The following is a 14,387-nucleotide window of genomic DNA, read 5'->3' as shown; positions in this document are numbered from 1 at the left end:
AGGAGCCGCTATCGCTTCCTCATTCTGGCCATGATCACCATTGTCCTGGCCCTGAGCAGTGGCGATCGTGCGGCGATTTCGGTTGCCGGCTCGGACATGGGCAAGGAGCTGGGGATCAGCTCGGTGGAAATGGGTTATCTGTTTTCTGCGTTCAGTTGGGCCTATGTCGTCTTCTTGATTCCCTCTGGATGGCTGACTGACCGCCTGGGTTCAAAAAAGACCCTGACGGCGGCCATTGCCATCTGGTCGGTGCTCACCATTGGTATGGGCATGGTGCACTTTATCGGCATGGTCGTGCCGTTGCTGCTGGGTCTGCGTTTCTTGCTGGGTATCGCCGAATCCCCCGTCGGTCCCGGCTGCACCCGCGTCATCGCGTCGTGGTTTCCATCATCGGAACGTGGCATGGCCGGGGCGATCTTCAACAGTGCGCAGTACATATCCCTGGCCTTCTTCACGCCGCTGATGGGCTGGCTGTGTTATCGCTTCGGCTGGGAGTACGTGTTCATCATCATGGGCCTGATCGGCCTGTGCATCGCCGGCATCTGGTGGAAGGTCTACTACCTTCCGGTCAAGCACCCGAAGATGAACGCTGCCGAGCTTGAGTACATTCGCGCAGGCGAAGGACTGGTGGACCTGGAAGGTCGCAAGACCGATCCTGTCGCCACCGGGAGCGGTCTGTCGTCACTGGCCGAAGTGGCCCTGCTGTTCAAAAGCCGGATGCTCGCGGGCATGTTCCTCAGTCAATATTGCGTCAGCGCAATCACCTGGTTCTACGTGACCTGGTTCCCGATTTATCTGGTCAAGGAACGTGGTTTCGACATCCTGCAGGCGGGCCTCGTCGCCTCGATCCCGGCGTTGTGCGGATTGATCGGCGCGGTATCGTCGGGGTTTTTCTCCGATTATCTGGTGCGGCGCACGCAGTCGCTGAGCATCGCCCGCAAGACTCCGATCATCGCTGGCGTGCTGCTCAGCTCGACAATGATTCTGTGCAACTACGTCGACTCCCAGGTACTGGTCATCGCGGTCATGAGTCTTGCGTTTTTCGGCAAGGGTTTCGGCAATCTGGGATTCAGCGTGGTGGCCGATACCGCGCCCCGGGAAATGGTCGGCATGACCGGCGGAGTGTTCAATGCCATGGGCAACATCGCCGGGATCGTCACGCCGGTGGTCATCGGTTACCTGCTGCATTCGAGCGGCTCATTCAACAGCGCGCTGATCTACGTCGGTGCTCACGGTCTGCTTGCTGCGTTTTCCTACCTCTTCATCGTCGGAAAGATTCAACGCCTGCACCTTTGCGACCTGATCAAGCCCTCTACTGCCCGTTAAGCTGGAGATTACGATGATTGAAAGCAACCTGTACATCGACCCGAAAATCGCCTCGATGCAAGCCGGCGAAGCGACCACTGACGCCATCGAATGGGTAAAGGTTTCACTGACGATTCTGCCGCTGGCCGCGCCCATCAGTGACGCCAAAGTGCTCACCGGACGCCAAAAACCGCTGACCGAAATCGCCTTTATCTTTGCCGAAATCCGCACCCGCGAAGGCCACGAAGGCATCGGTTTCGGCTACTCGAAACGGGCTGGCGGTCCTGGCATGTATGCCCATGCCAAGGAAATTGCACCGGTGCTGCTGGGGGAAGATCCCAACGATATCGCGAAAATCTTCAACAAGCTGCTGTGGGCGGGAGCCTCCATGGGCCGCAGTGGCATGACCACCCAGGCTATCGCACCCTTCGACATCGCCTTGTGGGACCTCAAAGCCAAGCGTGCCCGGCTGCCGCTGGCCAAGCTGCTGGGCGCGCATCGCGACTCAGTGCAGTGCTACAACACCTCCGGCGGTTACTTATCGACGCCCTTGGAGCATGTGCTGGAGAACGTCGATAGCTCACGCGAAAACGGCATCGGCGGGATCAAGATCAAGGTCGGCCAGCCCGACACCGGCATTGACTTCAAGCGGGTCAAGGCAGTGCGCGAACGGCTTGGAGAAGGATTTCCGCTGATGGTCGATGCCAACCAGCAGTGGGATCGCATCACGGCACAGCGCTTCGGTCGCTCGCTGGAGCAGTTCGACCTGACCTGGATCGAAGAACCCCTCGACGCCTATGACATCGAAGGGCACGCGGCACTCGCTGCTTCGCTGGACACGGCCATCGCCACCGGTGAAATGCTCACCAGTTTCGGTGAGCACGCTCAGTTGCTGAACAATAAGTCCTGCGACTTCATCCAGCCTGATGCGCCGCGGGTAGGCGGCATCACACCTTTTTTGCAGATCATGCAGCAGGCCAGCTTCCAGGGCGTCAATCTGGCGCCGCACTTTGCAATGGAAATCCACCTGCATCTGGCCGCTGCGTTCCCGCAGGAACCCTGGCTTGAGCATTTCGAGTGGCTGGAACCGATGTTCAATGAACGCCTGGTCCTGAAGAACGGACGCATGCAGGTACCGAACCGGCCAGGCCTGGGTTTCACCCTGAGCGAGCAGGCACTGGCCTGGACTGTGGCGACAGAGGAATTCGGCAAGCGTCCTTAACCCTGAAGGGATGCCGGGCCGCGCTCGGCGTCCGCTTCACGCCAACATGGGTCTTAAGACTTTACGTAAACCCAGGCATTCAGACCTGAGGCCAGTGCGACGCTGATCCGCTTGTAATCCGATACCTCGTAGGCATCCGCTGCCGCCAATTGCTGCTCGGTGATCTGAAAGACCGTGCCTGCCACGCTGTCCGCCGCGTCGGCACTGGGACTGACAATCGGGTGATGCGTCTTGCCGCTGACGCTGAGTACTTCAGGGTCGGTAATTTCCACCCAGGATTGTTTGTAGCCTGTCATCCGGTCAGCGTCACCGGCCAGTTCCCTGCCAAATTGAGCCAACTGCACGTTTTTGTCCTGCAAGGTGCCGTAGGAAAACAGCAGCACCGCAGATGTTGGAGATTGATTCATCGTCTGTCCTGAAAGTGATCTGTGAGCCAGCCACGAGCGTTTCATTCGCCTCGCGCTGTGATGAGGACTATATAGCGATCGCTGCGCTGCAGACAGCAGGCCATGCGTATGTAGCGTATGCGCCGCCGGCCAACCTACCTCATCAGCCTATGCCGCCTGCCTTGGGCGCAGGGGACTCAACGAACGATGCCACCAGCAGATCCCGGGTATATGGATGCTGCGGCGATGCGAACAGTTGCTCGGTAGCGCCCGTTTCCACGACGATGCCATCCTTGATCACCATCAGGTCGTGGGCCAGTGCGCGGACCACTGCCAGATCGTGGCTGATGAACAGGTAGGTGAAGCCATGCTCGTCCTGCAAACGTCGCAACAGGCTGACCACCTGTTTTTGCACAGTCCTGTCCAGCGCTGACGTCGGTTCATCGAGCAGAATCAGTTCGGGCTTGAGCACCAATGCCCTGGCGATAGCGATCCGCTGTCGCTGGCCGCCCGAGAATTCGTGCGGGTAACGGTGCCGGGTTTGCGGGTCCAGGCCCACTTCGTGCAGCGCCGCGATGACTTCGGCCTCTCGTTGCCCGGCATCGAGACCGGTGTGGACGTGCAAACCCTCTTCCAGAATCTGCTGCACGCTCATACGTGGGCTCAGGCTGCCATAAGGATCCTGAAATACCACCTGCATCTTGCGGCGCCAAGGGGCGCAAGGCTCTGCCATTGAGCCGATCCAGCGGTTGCCCGTCGTAGCGAATACCCCGACTCTGGGCGCCGCGGTTATTGATCGTGCGATAGAAATGACGAACTCGCTTTTTCGACTTCTGCCCCACTGCTGTTCAGCGGGATGAAGAGCCTGCAAAAGCCGCGCGAAGTGTTTCTATGACTTCCGCAATTGACGGGCCTTCCACCATCGGCGGCTGGGCGCTTTCCCCGAACTCGCGCCAGATGAACAGCGTCAGCTCCGCCCCATCGGTACGCGTTTCGACTTTCTGCGGATTGGCAAATGTCTCAAGCAGGCGATAGCGAGGGTCTTCCCAGAACAACCGCTCGACCCAGGCGTAGACCGGAATCAGGTGGAAGTGAATCGGATAGCCCGAAGAATGACCATAGCGGCTCACGTAAAGACGTTCGGGGGTCATGGTGTTTTGCAGGATCGACTGCGCACGGGCCAGCAGCTCACCAAACTCGTGAAGTGCAGCGGTGGGCAGATCGGCAAGGGAATCCGCAGGTGCTCTGGAACCCAGAATCAGATACCCGGGTAGCGCATTGACCAAGTGGTGATTGATGACCCAGTGCTCTGTCTCATGGATGACGAACTCACCGGGAATGTGCAAACGGCTGTCGATGATCGGCATTAAGTTAGCGCCTGGCATGCATTGAGCGGAGCTGGCCTTGTGCATCGGCCGGTGTAGAACAGTCGAGGGCAAAGCGCCCGGCAACTGCCCTGAATTTAAGGGCACGCGTCATCTGGCCTCCCGCTGATAAACCACGGTGTCGCACACGCCATGCCGCCCTGAAACCCGGGCATCCACCAGCGTCTGCACTGGCAGCCTGGCAACTTCGCTACACGCTCGCACAGCCAGACTTCGTAACCCTGCGGTCCACCGTCGCTTTGGTAAAAAAGTTCTGCCGAGCCGAAGGTGCAGATCAAGGCGTCGATTCTGAAGCGCTGACAGACATCGAGATGGGCATCCAGATCGACAGGCCTGAAAGCCAAGGATGAGATGTGAGAGGTTTCCGTCATGGGAGCTGATTTCCGGGGTTACGCGAATCGTGCGCTGAGGCGGCACCGATCAACAGGTGGATCCCAGATGATGCAGCATCCATGCCGACATGTACGTCCGCCCGTGCAAGCTGCCGAGTACGGTATTGAGCCGACAATGGCAGCTGAAAATCGACGCAACTGATGATTTGCTGTAGCTCGCTCGATACTCAGGCAACCACAGTAGCATCCCGGCCAGTCACTCGTTGGCCGCACCCAGGTAGGGCAACAACCAACGCGCGGTATTCTTTGCCTCTTCTATCAATGGCCACGCTGACAGCACCAGTGCACTCAAGTTGAAAGCGCTCTGATAGCCTCGAATCTGCTCCGCGATCTGCGATCCATCACCCACAAAGTAAGCGGCAGAAGAGCCGGTACCGAAGACGTCCAGCGTCGACCAGGCGGTGATGCCTGCAAAGAGATGGCCCTCAAGACGCAATGACTCAAGGCTTGGCAACTGGCCGTGGCGTAACCGGTCCAGCCAGCCGTGCCGCTGCGCATCTGGCGCCTCGAAAGTGCTTAAATCCTGTCGTCCCGCCGTGCGCCGGACGATGGTTTCATTCACCTTCGCGGCGAGGTCTTGGGCACCCGTGATTTCGAACATGGCATAGAAGGCATCCAGTGCCTGGGCCTGGGTTTCTCTGACCAGCACACTCGCCAGAACACCCAGGTCCGTGAACTGGCGACCGTGGGCGGCGGCCGCAGCGCTGGCGAGTGCGAATTTGGGGCCTATCACTTTGGCTTCGCGCATCATCGTGAGGTACACATCGGCCAACTCCGCGGTGTGGGCGAGGCCCGCGGGAGAATCACCGGTGCCCCATAACTGCACGCCGCCCGGAGATACCGGCTCGAGTACCAAGGGCGTGTTGGGAAACCAGGACTGTGCGCCTTGTTTGTAGGAGAAGCAGAACTTGCGCCAGTAATCGATACCCAGCGAGTAGCGTTCGGCGTGGGCCGTGGTGATCCCGTAAGCGCGCATGATGTTGTCGCGACCGTTGATCAAGTTGACTAACAGGCGCCCGCTACTGAGTTTGTCAAACGTCAGCATCTGCTGTGCCAGCAGCTTTGGCGGAGTCATGCGTGCATAGCAAGCCACCAGCAACTTAATGCGCCGGGTATGACTGGCAACGTAAGCGGCACTGACCAGCGGGTCATTAGGCCAGGTTGCAATCATGGCCCCATAGAACCCGGCATCCTCAATGGCCTGTGCCAGATGCAGATAACGTTCACTGTCGATGGGCAGCAAACCATCCGCACACCACGGATAGTTCCCATCGGCGAAACTCAGGTACCAAAGCACTTTCATCGGCGTTACAAATACAAAACAAGAGAGAGTGTGAGCATACCCGCACCGCCCGGTGCCTTTGAAGCAATGAAATAACTGACGGGAAATTTAAAGCGCTTATATCTGCACAGAATAATTACCTGCGAGATGAATATAAGCAGTTGTCGATTACGCATATTTAGCTATGCCTTAACGGTATTTCGGATATAAGCCCTTGATCGTTACGCTTCCTCGCGCAGCCTGCTGAAACCGCTGATTCACTGGCACTCGTACTTGTCAGCGAGGACACAGAAAATGGCTAGGCCATGCCATACCGGTGCGGCGTTCGCCCCGATGTCAGCCGACTACTGTCCACCTCGAATAGCCCGCCCCCCCTTGAGGACTTGCGCAATGAATGAGCCCGTTAAACAACTGATCGATGCAGTTATCGCTACCCATGCTGCGCTGCGTACTCAAAAGCCGCTGGTGCAATGCTTGACCAATGCCGTGTCCAGCAACTTCATGGCCAACGTTCTGCTGGCGGCGGGTGCTGCACCCGCGATGGTGGATAACCCGGAAGAAGCGGCAGCCTTCGTTCAGGTCGCCAGCGCTGTTCTGGTCAACCTGGGCACGCCGACCGCCGCCCAGGTGGAGGCGATGCGACTGGCCGTCAAAGCCGCCCACAGTGTCGGCCGGCCATGGGTGCTTGACCCGATCGGCGCCGGGGGGTTGTCCTGGCGTGGCGCAGTGGCGGCCGAGCTTCTGGCTTATAGACCCACCGTGATCCGCGGCAACGCCTCGGAGATCATCGGGCTCGCAGGACTCGGGAGCTCCAGCCGTGGTTTCGACAGTTCCAACGACCCGGCCGACGCAGTGGCGGCTGCACGTGAACTGCTCGCTCACAGTGCTGCAGTGTCGGCGTCAGGCCCTGTTGACCACGTGGTAGGTACGCATGAGGGGCAGATTCGGCTGTTCCGCATCGCCGGGGGCAGCGCATTACTGCCTCGAGTGACTGCCACCGGTTGCTCGCTCGGGGCGCTGGTGGCGGCGTACACCGCCGTCGCTGCCAGCCCCGTGCTTGCGCTGATCACCGCTCATGTGCATTTCGCCCTGGCGGCGGAACAGGCACAAACCGTGGCCAAAGGTCCCGGGAGTTTCATGCCGGCATTTGTCGACGCGCTCGATGCTGTGGACGCAGAACAGATCGCGCAGCACGCACGGATTGATAGCATCGAACTGGAAAGCTGAATCATGTCGCGCCCCGCTGACCCACTGGTATCCGTAACAGGCCTGGCAAAGGCTCGTGAGCAGTATCTGATCCTTGAAGCAGGCGCCAGGAAGGTCGATGGCCAGGAACGTGAGGTCGCACTGCAGCGGCACGTGTATGCCCAGGGCCATATTCCTGGAGCGGTGTTCGCCGACCTCGCCGGCGATTTCTCCGACCCCGCCTCCCCCTGGCCCTATCAACGACCCGGCGCTGAACGCTTTACGCAAGCGGCCCGGAAAGCCGGCGTCGACACGGCTTGCCGCCTGCTGATCTACGACCGTGGCGAGGGTATCTGGGCGGCCCGCTTGTGGTGGCTGTTTCGTGCGTATGGTCATGATTCGGTGCAAGTACTCGATGGCGGCCTTAAAGCATGGCGCGCTGCAGGGTTGCCGTTAGAACAAGGGGCTGCCCCTGCCCGGTTTGGAAACTTCACTGCCGGTCCGGAACGAGCAGGTTATTTCGTTGATCGCCAAGACGTGCAGGCCATCGTCGAAGGGTCACGTACCGGACAACTGCTCAACGTATTGCGCCGACCGGTGTTCACAGGCGAAGAGCTGCGCTATCAGCGCCCTGGCCACATTCCGGGCAGTCAGCATGTGCCATACGGCACGCTGCTGGCGCCTGAAAGTGCGCGCCTGCTTCCGGCTGAGACCCTGCGCTCGCGTTTCGCACGCCTGAATGCACGCAGCCCGATCATCGTCTACTGCGGCAGTGGGATCACCGCCGCCGGAAGCGCTTTGGCACTGAGCGTGGCAGGCAGACAGGATGTAGCGATTTATGACGGCTCGCTGGTTGAATGGAGCGCCGACCCTGCGCTGCCATTGGTCACAGTGGCGTCCTGAAGCAGACCCTTTATGTTTTGTTTTCGTTTTCTGAGGAGTAACAACACATGGCGATCAAGGCCCTTTGGTACCTGAGCATGGCCGATGGAAACTACCCCTGGATGGCGGACGGTTTCTTCGGCGTCGATCTTCAGCGCTACCGGCAACTGGCGCAAACCATCGACCAGGGCGGTTTCTACGGCGCGCTGGTAGCTACCTGGCCCAACGATCCGCTGGTGTCGGCAACCGCCGTTGCCGGTGCAACACAACGCATGAAATTCCTGGTGGCAGAGTATGCGGCCATGACGCCGCCCAAGTTGCTGGCGGAGCAGGCGCTGACCTTCGAGGCGTATTTTGGCGACCGCCTGATGTTTAACCACATCAACGGTCGCGACGAGCGTGCCCGGACCTATGCGATCACTACCGGCGCCGATGATCGTTATCAGCTAGGCGAGGAATACTGGCGTGAGTTCCAGGCCGCGTACCTGGCGGGCAATCCGTCGCTGTTCCCTAACACACGCTTCTCCCTCGAGCCGCAACAACCACGTGGCGTGCCGCTGTGGGGCACAGGCGAATCCGCCGCAGGCGTCGAGCATGCCGGCAAAGTGGTGGATGTCTATCTGCTGATGCTGCGCGAGGTTAACGCCATGAGCGAGAAGTTCAGTCAGGCCGTGGCTTCAGCCAGCACCCAGGGAAGACGCTTCGACGATCTCGGCGCGCTGGCAAGCGTCACTGTCCGTCCTACTGAAGCTGAGGCGCTTAAGCATTTTTACCGGATCTTCGAACACACCGGCGTTGAGCTGATCAAGGCCAAGCTGGAAGCAGTGATCACCCGCCGGACCAAAGGCGAGCACACGCTGGCAACCTATACCCCTGCCGACCCGCAGCGCCTGGAGTGGGTGAACCACTTGCGACAGAATCGCTTACCGCCTCTCGACTCGCTGCGCCTGGAGCACAATCTATATGCGGGTATGACAGCTTGGTCGTCGCTGGATATTTTCGGCACCGGCTCGTCCGCTGCGTATCTGGTGGGAAGCCCGGACGGCATCGCCCGAAATGTGGAGCTTTATCATCAGCGCAGCGGTTTGTCGGCCTTGATCCTTTCCGGCTGGCCACTGATCGATGAAGCCAACCACGTGGCAAACCTACTGCTACCTCGGCTGGCGGAAATCGGTGACAGCGACCCGCGCTGATTTTGCGACGCTTTTGATTTTGCTCTTTGTCCACGCCAGCGCAGACACCGCACATCGCAACTTGGGTGCAGGCCGAACGCAGGCGATGCGCAGTGGGCCGAGCGGCATGGATGCCGCGAGAGCCGCCCCCGGCCATGAATGGCCGATGGCGGCGGGCCCACGGAGCGTCGCCTGCGTGAGGGAACCCGGCGCAGTCGGGCCCAACCGGGAGCAAACGCCCTTGGTTACTTGGGGCTTTTCCAAGTAACTCGCCGAAGGCGAAACAGCTCTGCCGCCAGGCAGAGCCACCAAGCGCGGCTCAGCTATATAAGATCGCGCACGCAGAGCGTGGAAACGATCAACCTGTGATCACTCGCCTACCATGGCCTAACCGCGTTCCGAGCTAGTCGGTTGCTGCTGTGGTTGCGGCGACGCCATAAACGCCGCCTCCCCGATACTCGAGAAAAATAGCCGGGTCTGTCGGTTACTGCGCAGGTGGACGACTCTACAGGCCGACGGTGCCGCTGCTACCAGATGCCTCATCCTGGTCCGCGACGATTTACGGGTGACCCACATGAAGCGGAAAAACTCCGGGAGATTCCCTAACTGCTCGGGGCAGCCCTCTGGAAGATCCGGACGTGAGCGACCTCGCCGAAGCGAGGTTCTAAGAAGCACACGCCAGAACCTCAGCGCCGACGAGCGATCAATCCATACCAGCAGATCGGCCCGGGCAATACGGCTGTCCCAGGTCGCCGAATGCCCGCCTTCGAAGATCCACCGATCACGCGCCTCGACCTCAAGACAAAGGCGTGTCTTTTCATCGGCACTTCGCTCGATCCATCCGGGCTGCCAATGGATCATGTCGATGTGGATCACTGGCAGCCCGGTGCGCTTGCCCATCTCCCGAGCCAAGGTACTTTTTCCTGACCCAGGCTGGCCAATGATCATCACACGCTGCATGGAAGCCTCAAGAAAGTTGCGCAAAACCCAAAGCACCAGCGAGCCCCGGCGCTCTTGGCAAAGGATTCTGCACCGGTAATTCGTACTGCTGAATCCGTTCAACATTTTCCAGCATCAGCCAGTGCCCATTTCCCAATTGCCAATTGCCAATTGCCAGTCAAAAAAGTCCGAGAAATCCTGCCTGACCAATGCGCGGGCTAGCGCTGCACCACCTCAACAATCGACTCCCCTTCCGGTGGGCCAACGGCCCACTGACGGGTAATGTTCCGCTGCCACAGGGCGGGGAGAAATTGTTGTGCCTCGGCCTGAGTCAGCCCTTCGTAGACACCGACACTCCTTTCCCGAAAGCCGTCGAGCACCTGGACCGGCAGGTTGAAGCTGTAGTTCAAGATCTCGGCCGTCTGCCTGGCACGCAGCAAGGGCGAGACGACGATGCTGTCGATTGAGTCGGGCAGTTCAAGGCTCAGGGCGACAGCTTGCTCGCGTCCTGTTTCTGTCAACTCGGGGTCAAGCGACCCCAGATAGCGGTGCTCGGCGTTGGCCTGAGTCTGGCCGTGACGTACGACGTACAAACGCATGAGGTGTCTCCTGACAATAAGGTCTGCGGAGCTCAGTCTGCCGTCAGAGCCACCCACCCAATCAGATCAGAACCGGTAAGAAACACCGGTAGTCACGTTGATCGGATCGCCCGGATAGAAGTTGGCAGAGTCCTCGCCTTTTGCATCGTAGGCAGTGTTGGACGCCGTCGCATAGCGCTGATTGGTCAGGTTGCGCGCATCGACGAACACTTCCCACTTCCTGTTCGGCGCTTCATACCCGACTTTCGCCCCCCACAGTGTGTAGGACGGCGCACCGAGGGAGTTGGCGAAGTCCACGTAATAGCTGGACGCAACGCGCGCATTCAACTGCGCGTAGAAGCCGCTCGGCTGCCGATACTCAAGCTCGGCCTGATAGACCTGACGTGGCAGGCCGGGCAACTGGTTGTCACCGAAGGTGGCGTCATGGCGATAGTGAAAGTCGTTGTAGGTGTAGGCCTGACGCAGGGTGACCGTATCGCCGCCCTGCCCTTGCCACACCTGCGCGTTCAGCCCTGCCTCGATGCCTTGGTGGAGGGTCGGGCTGCCATTGGACGTCGCGACCAGTTGATCCTGAGTGGCCGTGGCCTGACGCACCACCACCGACAGCAGCTCCTTCTGAACCCACGAACGATACACCGTCAGGCTGCCATCGAAGATGCCGTGGCCGCCGCGGATACCGAACTCCACCGTATTGGCCTTTTGCGGGCGAACGTCGCGGATATAAGGCGTACCGGTGCTGCCCAGTTGCCAGGTGACAGGCGGGTCAATGGAGCGACTGACATTGCCGAACAGTTCGAATTCCGGCGTGAGCTGGTAGCGCAGGCCGATGCGTGGGGCGGTGTCGTGCTCCTCATACTCCACACCGTTGGGAAACGCAGTGGTGTTGACGGCGGTGGTGTATTCGATGTCAGCCTTGCGCTTGATGTCGATGAATGAAAGGCCGGTGGACAGCCACAGGTTGTCGGTCAGTTGCAGCTCATTGCCCAAGGAGAACACGGTGTCGCGGGAGCCGGTGAAGTTGGCTTCCTGTTGCTTGACCCTGGTCGCCCTGCTATGGGATTTCACGTCGGCCAGGTAAGCGCGGGTGGTGCTGAAGGTCGCGGTACTGTCGCTATTGAAACCGAGAAAGGAATCGCCGGTGCGCAGATAACGCAGGGTCAGGTTGACGTCCTTGGAGCGCCAGTTTTGGGGCGTGGCCGAGTAACGCCAGCCGTTGTACAGGGGGTAATCGTTGTAGCCCAGACCGACTTCCAGTTTGGCGTTGTCATCAAAGGTGTAGGTGGTTTTACTGCCCAGCAGCGTTGTACCGTCTTTCTTGCGCCCGAAGGGTACAAGATTGCTGGTTGGGTCATGCTTGATCTGGTATTTGGTCAGCGTGTTGCCCTGGCTCAGAGTTTCTTCGCGATACCGCAGAAAGAAACGCGTCTCCAGTTTCAGGTTGAATACATAGCCAAAGTTGGCAACGATCCCCTGACCTTTATTAGCGGTATTGTCTTGATAACCATCGCGTTCATTGTGTTGCAGACTGACATAGTAGTCAGCGTTGCCCTCAATGCCACCGGTACTCAGTACCTGTTTGCGATAGCCGTAGCTGCCCGCTTCGAAGCGCGCGTAATTACCGGGATCGGTACGACCGGTCTTGCTGACGAAGTTAATAGCCCCACCCAACGATAAAGCCGAATAATTAAAGGCATTGGCGCCGTACAGCACTTCCGTGTGGTCGACACCGGCCATGTCGAGCATATCTTCCTGAGTGCCGCCGGGGCCTGTCAGCGGCAGGCCGTCGAATAGAAACTTGATGCCCAACACGTAACCTTGATAGAAGGTGTTCAGGCCCGAGCCACGGATCGAGATTTTGTTGGCCGCCGAACCGCTGGTGGCCTGGGCGAACACACCCGGCTGTAAAGCCAGCACGTCCTCGGCATTGGAGGCTCGACCTTTTTCGACTTCGTGGTTATCGATAACCGCCGTCTTGCCGGGTACTTTGGCCAGTTGCTTTTCGGCTTTTTGCGCTTCGCTGGCCGCCGTGCCATTCACGGTGACCGTCGCCAGTTTCGGGTCTTGAGCACTCTGTTCGGTGGACGCCTGCGCGGCAAAGGAAGCAGCGTGGACCAACATCAACAAGATGCCCAGGCTCGATGCCGTGGCCAATGCGTCGAGGCGCCGAGCGCGCCTATCAAACCGTTGCCGTATCAAATCCCTGCTCCTGAAAGTTGAACATCAGTTGGAGCATCTATTCGTATAGTCGCGCTCCAGACCCACTTAGCAGGGTTCGTGCCACGTGGTTTTCACCCGTTTTAGCGGAATAAAGACCAAAATCGGGATTTGCTCACCGACACTTTGTTGTGACGCTGTCGTTTTGCCAACAGTGGGTCGCGATAGAAAAATTTTGACTGTGCAAGCCATTAACCGATGAGGCATCCTATTTCTTTCCAAGGTGCTCATCAGGCGTTAGTTGAAAAAGAATTTGCTCGCCCCTGCTCGCGCATGTTTTCAAACGAGGAATGATTCAAGGGGATGAATCAGAACCCTTTCATATAACTAAATCACATGCGCTCATAACACTCACTGTTCGCGGGGCAACAGCGGATTGACAAAAAAATTCGCAGCCTACAACTGCGCACTGTTATTCACCTATTAAACAGCTTGTTTTGCAGGCAATCGGCAATTGGTATGGCTCTTGCTCTGGCAATGTACGTCTCATGTACGCGGCCCAGTGAAGTCTGTTGCATGAGCGATGCACACGGCACGTCAATTCGCGTTTTGTCTTGAGTTCCGTTTTGTCTAATAGCCAGGAGTAAATCAATGGCCAATGCCCAAACCGCCAATGCACGGGATGTGCTCTGGCGTCAGGCACCGGGCGCCGAACTGCTCGACCTGGGCCGGGCCTATCGCGGCCCTTTGGCGCTGTCACGCCTGCAGACCATGCCCCGGCGCATCCTCAGTCGCCGCGAAGCCGTACTGCTCGGCGTCGTCGCCCTGGTGCTGCACGGCGCGGTGATCTACTGGGTCAACAGCTCGCCAACGCCGGCCTTGCCCGTGGTGCAGCCGGAAATCCCGCCGATGACCATCGAGTTTTCCCAGCCTGCGCCGCCCGTGGTCCAAACTCCGCCACCGCCGCCCGAGCCGATTGCGCAGCCCGTGGTCGAGCCACCGCCGCCCGTGGAAGACGAACTGGCCGTGAAACCGCCACCGCCCAAGCCGATTCCCAAGCCCAAGCCGGTCGTGAAACCAGTGCCCAAACCGGTCGCCAAACCGGTGGAACAACCACCCGCGCCGCCTGCGCCACCGCAACCGGTGGCAGCCCCGGCACCACCTGCACCGCCCGCGCCAGCACCGATTACCCCGGCCTCGGCCAATGCCGGTTACCTGCATAACCCCGCCCCGGAATACCCGGCGCTGGCCATGCGGCGCAACTGGGAAGGCACGGTATTGCTGCGTGTACACGTGCTGGGCACCGGCAAGCCGAGCGAGATTCAGATCCAGAAAAGCAGCGGCCACGAACAGCTGGACGAAGCGGCACAAGCCGCCGTCAAGCGCTGGAGCTTCGTGCCGGCCAAGCAGGGCAACGACCCGGTCGACGGCTGGGTCAGCGTGCCCATCGATTTCAAGATCCGATAATTTTCAAAACCACTCAC

At 59.4% G+C, this 14,387-nt stretch carries 12 protein-coding genes and 1 pseudogene; 6 read left to right on the top strand and 7 right to left on the bottom strand.

Translation table 11 applies throughout. From position 1 onward, the window contains the following. Positions 1-30 precede the first annotated feature (30 nt). Positions 31-1,326, top strand: a complete 1,296-nt coding sequence (locus EC915_RS03440) for an MFS transporter (protein WP_256658660.1) — start codon at positions 31-33, stop codon at positions 1,324-1,326. Positions 1,327-1,339: 13 nt separating this feature from the next. After that, on the top strand, positions 1,340-2,527 hold the full coding sequence (locus EC915_RS03435) for a mandelate racemase/muconate lactonizing enzyme family protein (protein ID WP_133749099.1): 1,188 nt from the start codon (positions 1,340-1,342) through the stop codon (positions 2,525-2,527). A gap of 53 nt (positions 2,528-2,580) precedes the next feature. Here EC915_RS03435 and EC915_RS03430 read toward each other — a convergent pair whose 3' ends face one another. From EC915_RS03430 to EC915_RS03415, 4 genes and pseudogenes are all read right to left on the bottom strand, one after another. Further along, entirely contained in the window at positions 2,581-2,934 is a 354-nt protein-coding gene (locus EC915_RS03430; RefSeq protein WP_133749098.1) for a gamma-glutamylcyclotransferase family protein, read from the bottom strand. A gap of 142 nt (positions 2,935-3,076) precedes the next feature. Further along, positions 3,077-3,683, bottom strand: a pseudogene (locus EC915_RS03425) (ATP-binding cassette domain-containing protein); the annotation flags it as partial. Positions 3,684-3,761: 78 nt separating this feature from the next. Next, entirely contained in the window at positions 3,762-4,259 is a 498-nt protein-coding gene (locus EC915_RS03420; protein WP_133749416.1) for an HIT family protein, read from the bottom strand. 627 nt (positions 4,260-4,886) lie between these two features. Continuing rightward, complete coding sequence (locus tag EC915_RS03415) at positions 4,887-5,993, bottom strand: LLM class flavin-dependent oxidoreductase (RefSeq protein WP_133749097.1); 1,107 nt, start codon at positions 5,991-5,993, stop codon at positions 4,887-4,889. Positions 5,994-6,362: 369 nt separating this feature from the next. Here EC915_RS03415 and thiM point away from each other — a divergent pair, with 369 nt between their 5' ends. Genes thiM through EC915_RS03400 form a run of 3 tightly spaced genes read left to right on the top strand, consistent with a single transcriptional unit; the run spans position 6,363 to position 9,232 of the window. Continuing rightward, the gene (thiM, locus tag EC915_RS03410) at positions 6,363-7,199 is read left to right on the top strand and encodes a hydroxyethylthiazole kinase (RefSeq protein ID WP_133749096.1); all 837 of its coding nucleotides are present in this window, start codon (positions 6,363-6,365) and stop codon (positions 7,197-7,199) included. A 3-nt stretch (positions 7,200-7,202) separates the two neighbouring features. Next, on the top strand, positions 7,203-8,060 hold the full coding sequence (locus tag EC915_RS03405) for a sulfurtransferase (protein WP_133749095.1): 858 nt from the start codon (positions 7,203-7,205) through the stop codon (positions 8,058-8,060). Between the two features lie 47 nt (positions 8,061-8,107). After that, positions 8,108-9,232: an LLM class flavin-dependent oxidoreductase gene (locus tag EC915_RS03400; RefSeq protein ID WP_133749094.1), complete on the top strand. Its 1,125-nt coding sequence runs from the start codon at positions 8,108-8,110 to the stop codon at positions 9,230-9,232. Positions 9,233-9,598: 366 nt separating this feature from the next. On the opposite strand, the gene EC915_RS03395 is transcribed toward EC915_RS03400, so the two are convergent. The 3 genes from EC915_RS03395 to EC915_RS03385 form a co-directional block, all read right to left on the bottom strand. After that, a complete protein-coding gene (locus tag EC915_RS03395) occupies positions 9,599-10,171 on the bottom strand; it encodes an AAA family ATPase (protein WP_133749093.1) in 573 nt (190 codons plus the stop codon). 197 nt (positions 10,172-10,368) lie between these two features. Further along, positions 10,369-10,749 (bottom strand): histidine phosphatase family protein, encoded by a 381-nt coding sequence (locus EC915_RS03390; RefSeq protein ID WP_256658636.1) that lies wholly within the window; start codon positions 10,747-10,749, stop codon positions 10,369-10,371. A 66-nt stretch (positions 10,750-10,815) separates the two neighbouring features. Beyond that, positions 10,816-12,942, bottom strand: a complete 2,127-nt coding sequence (locus EC915_RS03385; RefSeq protein ID WP_133749415.1) for a TonB-dependent receptor — start codon at positions 12,940-12,942, stop codon at positions 10,816-10,818. Positions 12,943-13,554: 612 nt separating this feature from the next. On the opposite strand from EC915_RS03385, the gene EC915_RS03380 reads away from it, so the two are divergent. Continuing rightward, a complete protein-coding gene (locus EC915_RS03380) occupies positions 13,555-14,370 on the top strand; it encodes an energy transducer TonB (protein ID WP_133749092.1) in 816 nt (271 codons plus the stop codon). The last annotated feature ends 17 nt before the right edge of the window (positions 14,371-14,387 follow it).

Origin of the sequence: Pseudomonas sp. LP_7_YM, from assembly GCF_004364435.1 — a bacterium.
Classification (GTDB): Bacteria; Pseudomonadota; Gammaproteobacteria; order Pseudomonadales; family Pseudomonadaceae; genus Aquipseudomonas.
The sequence above is the reverse complement of the archived record's forward strand: the minus strand, read 5'-3'. Positions and strand labels throughout refer to the sequence as shown.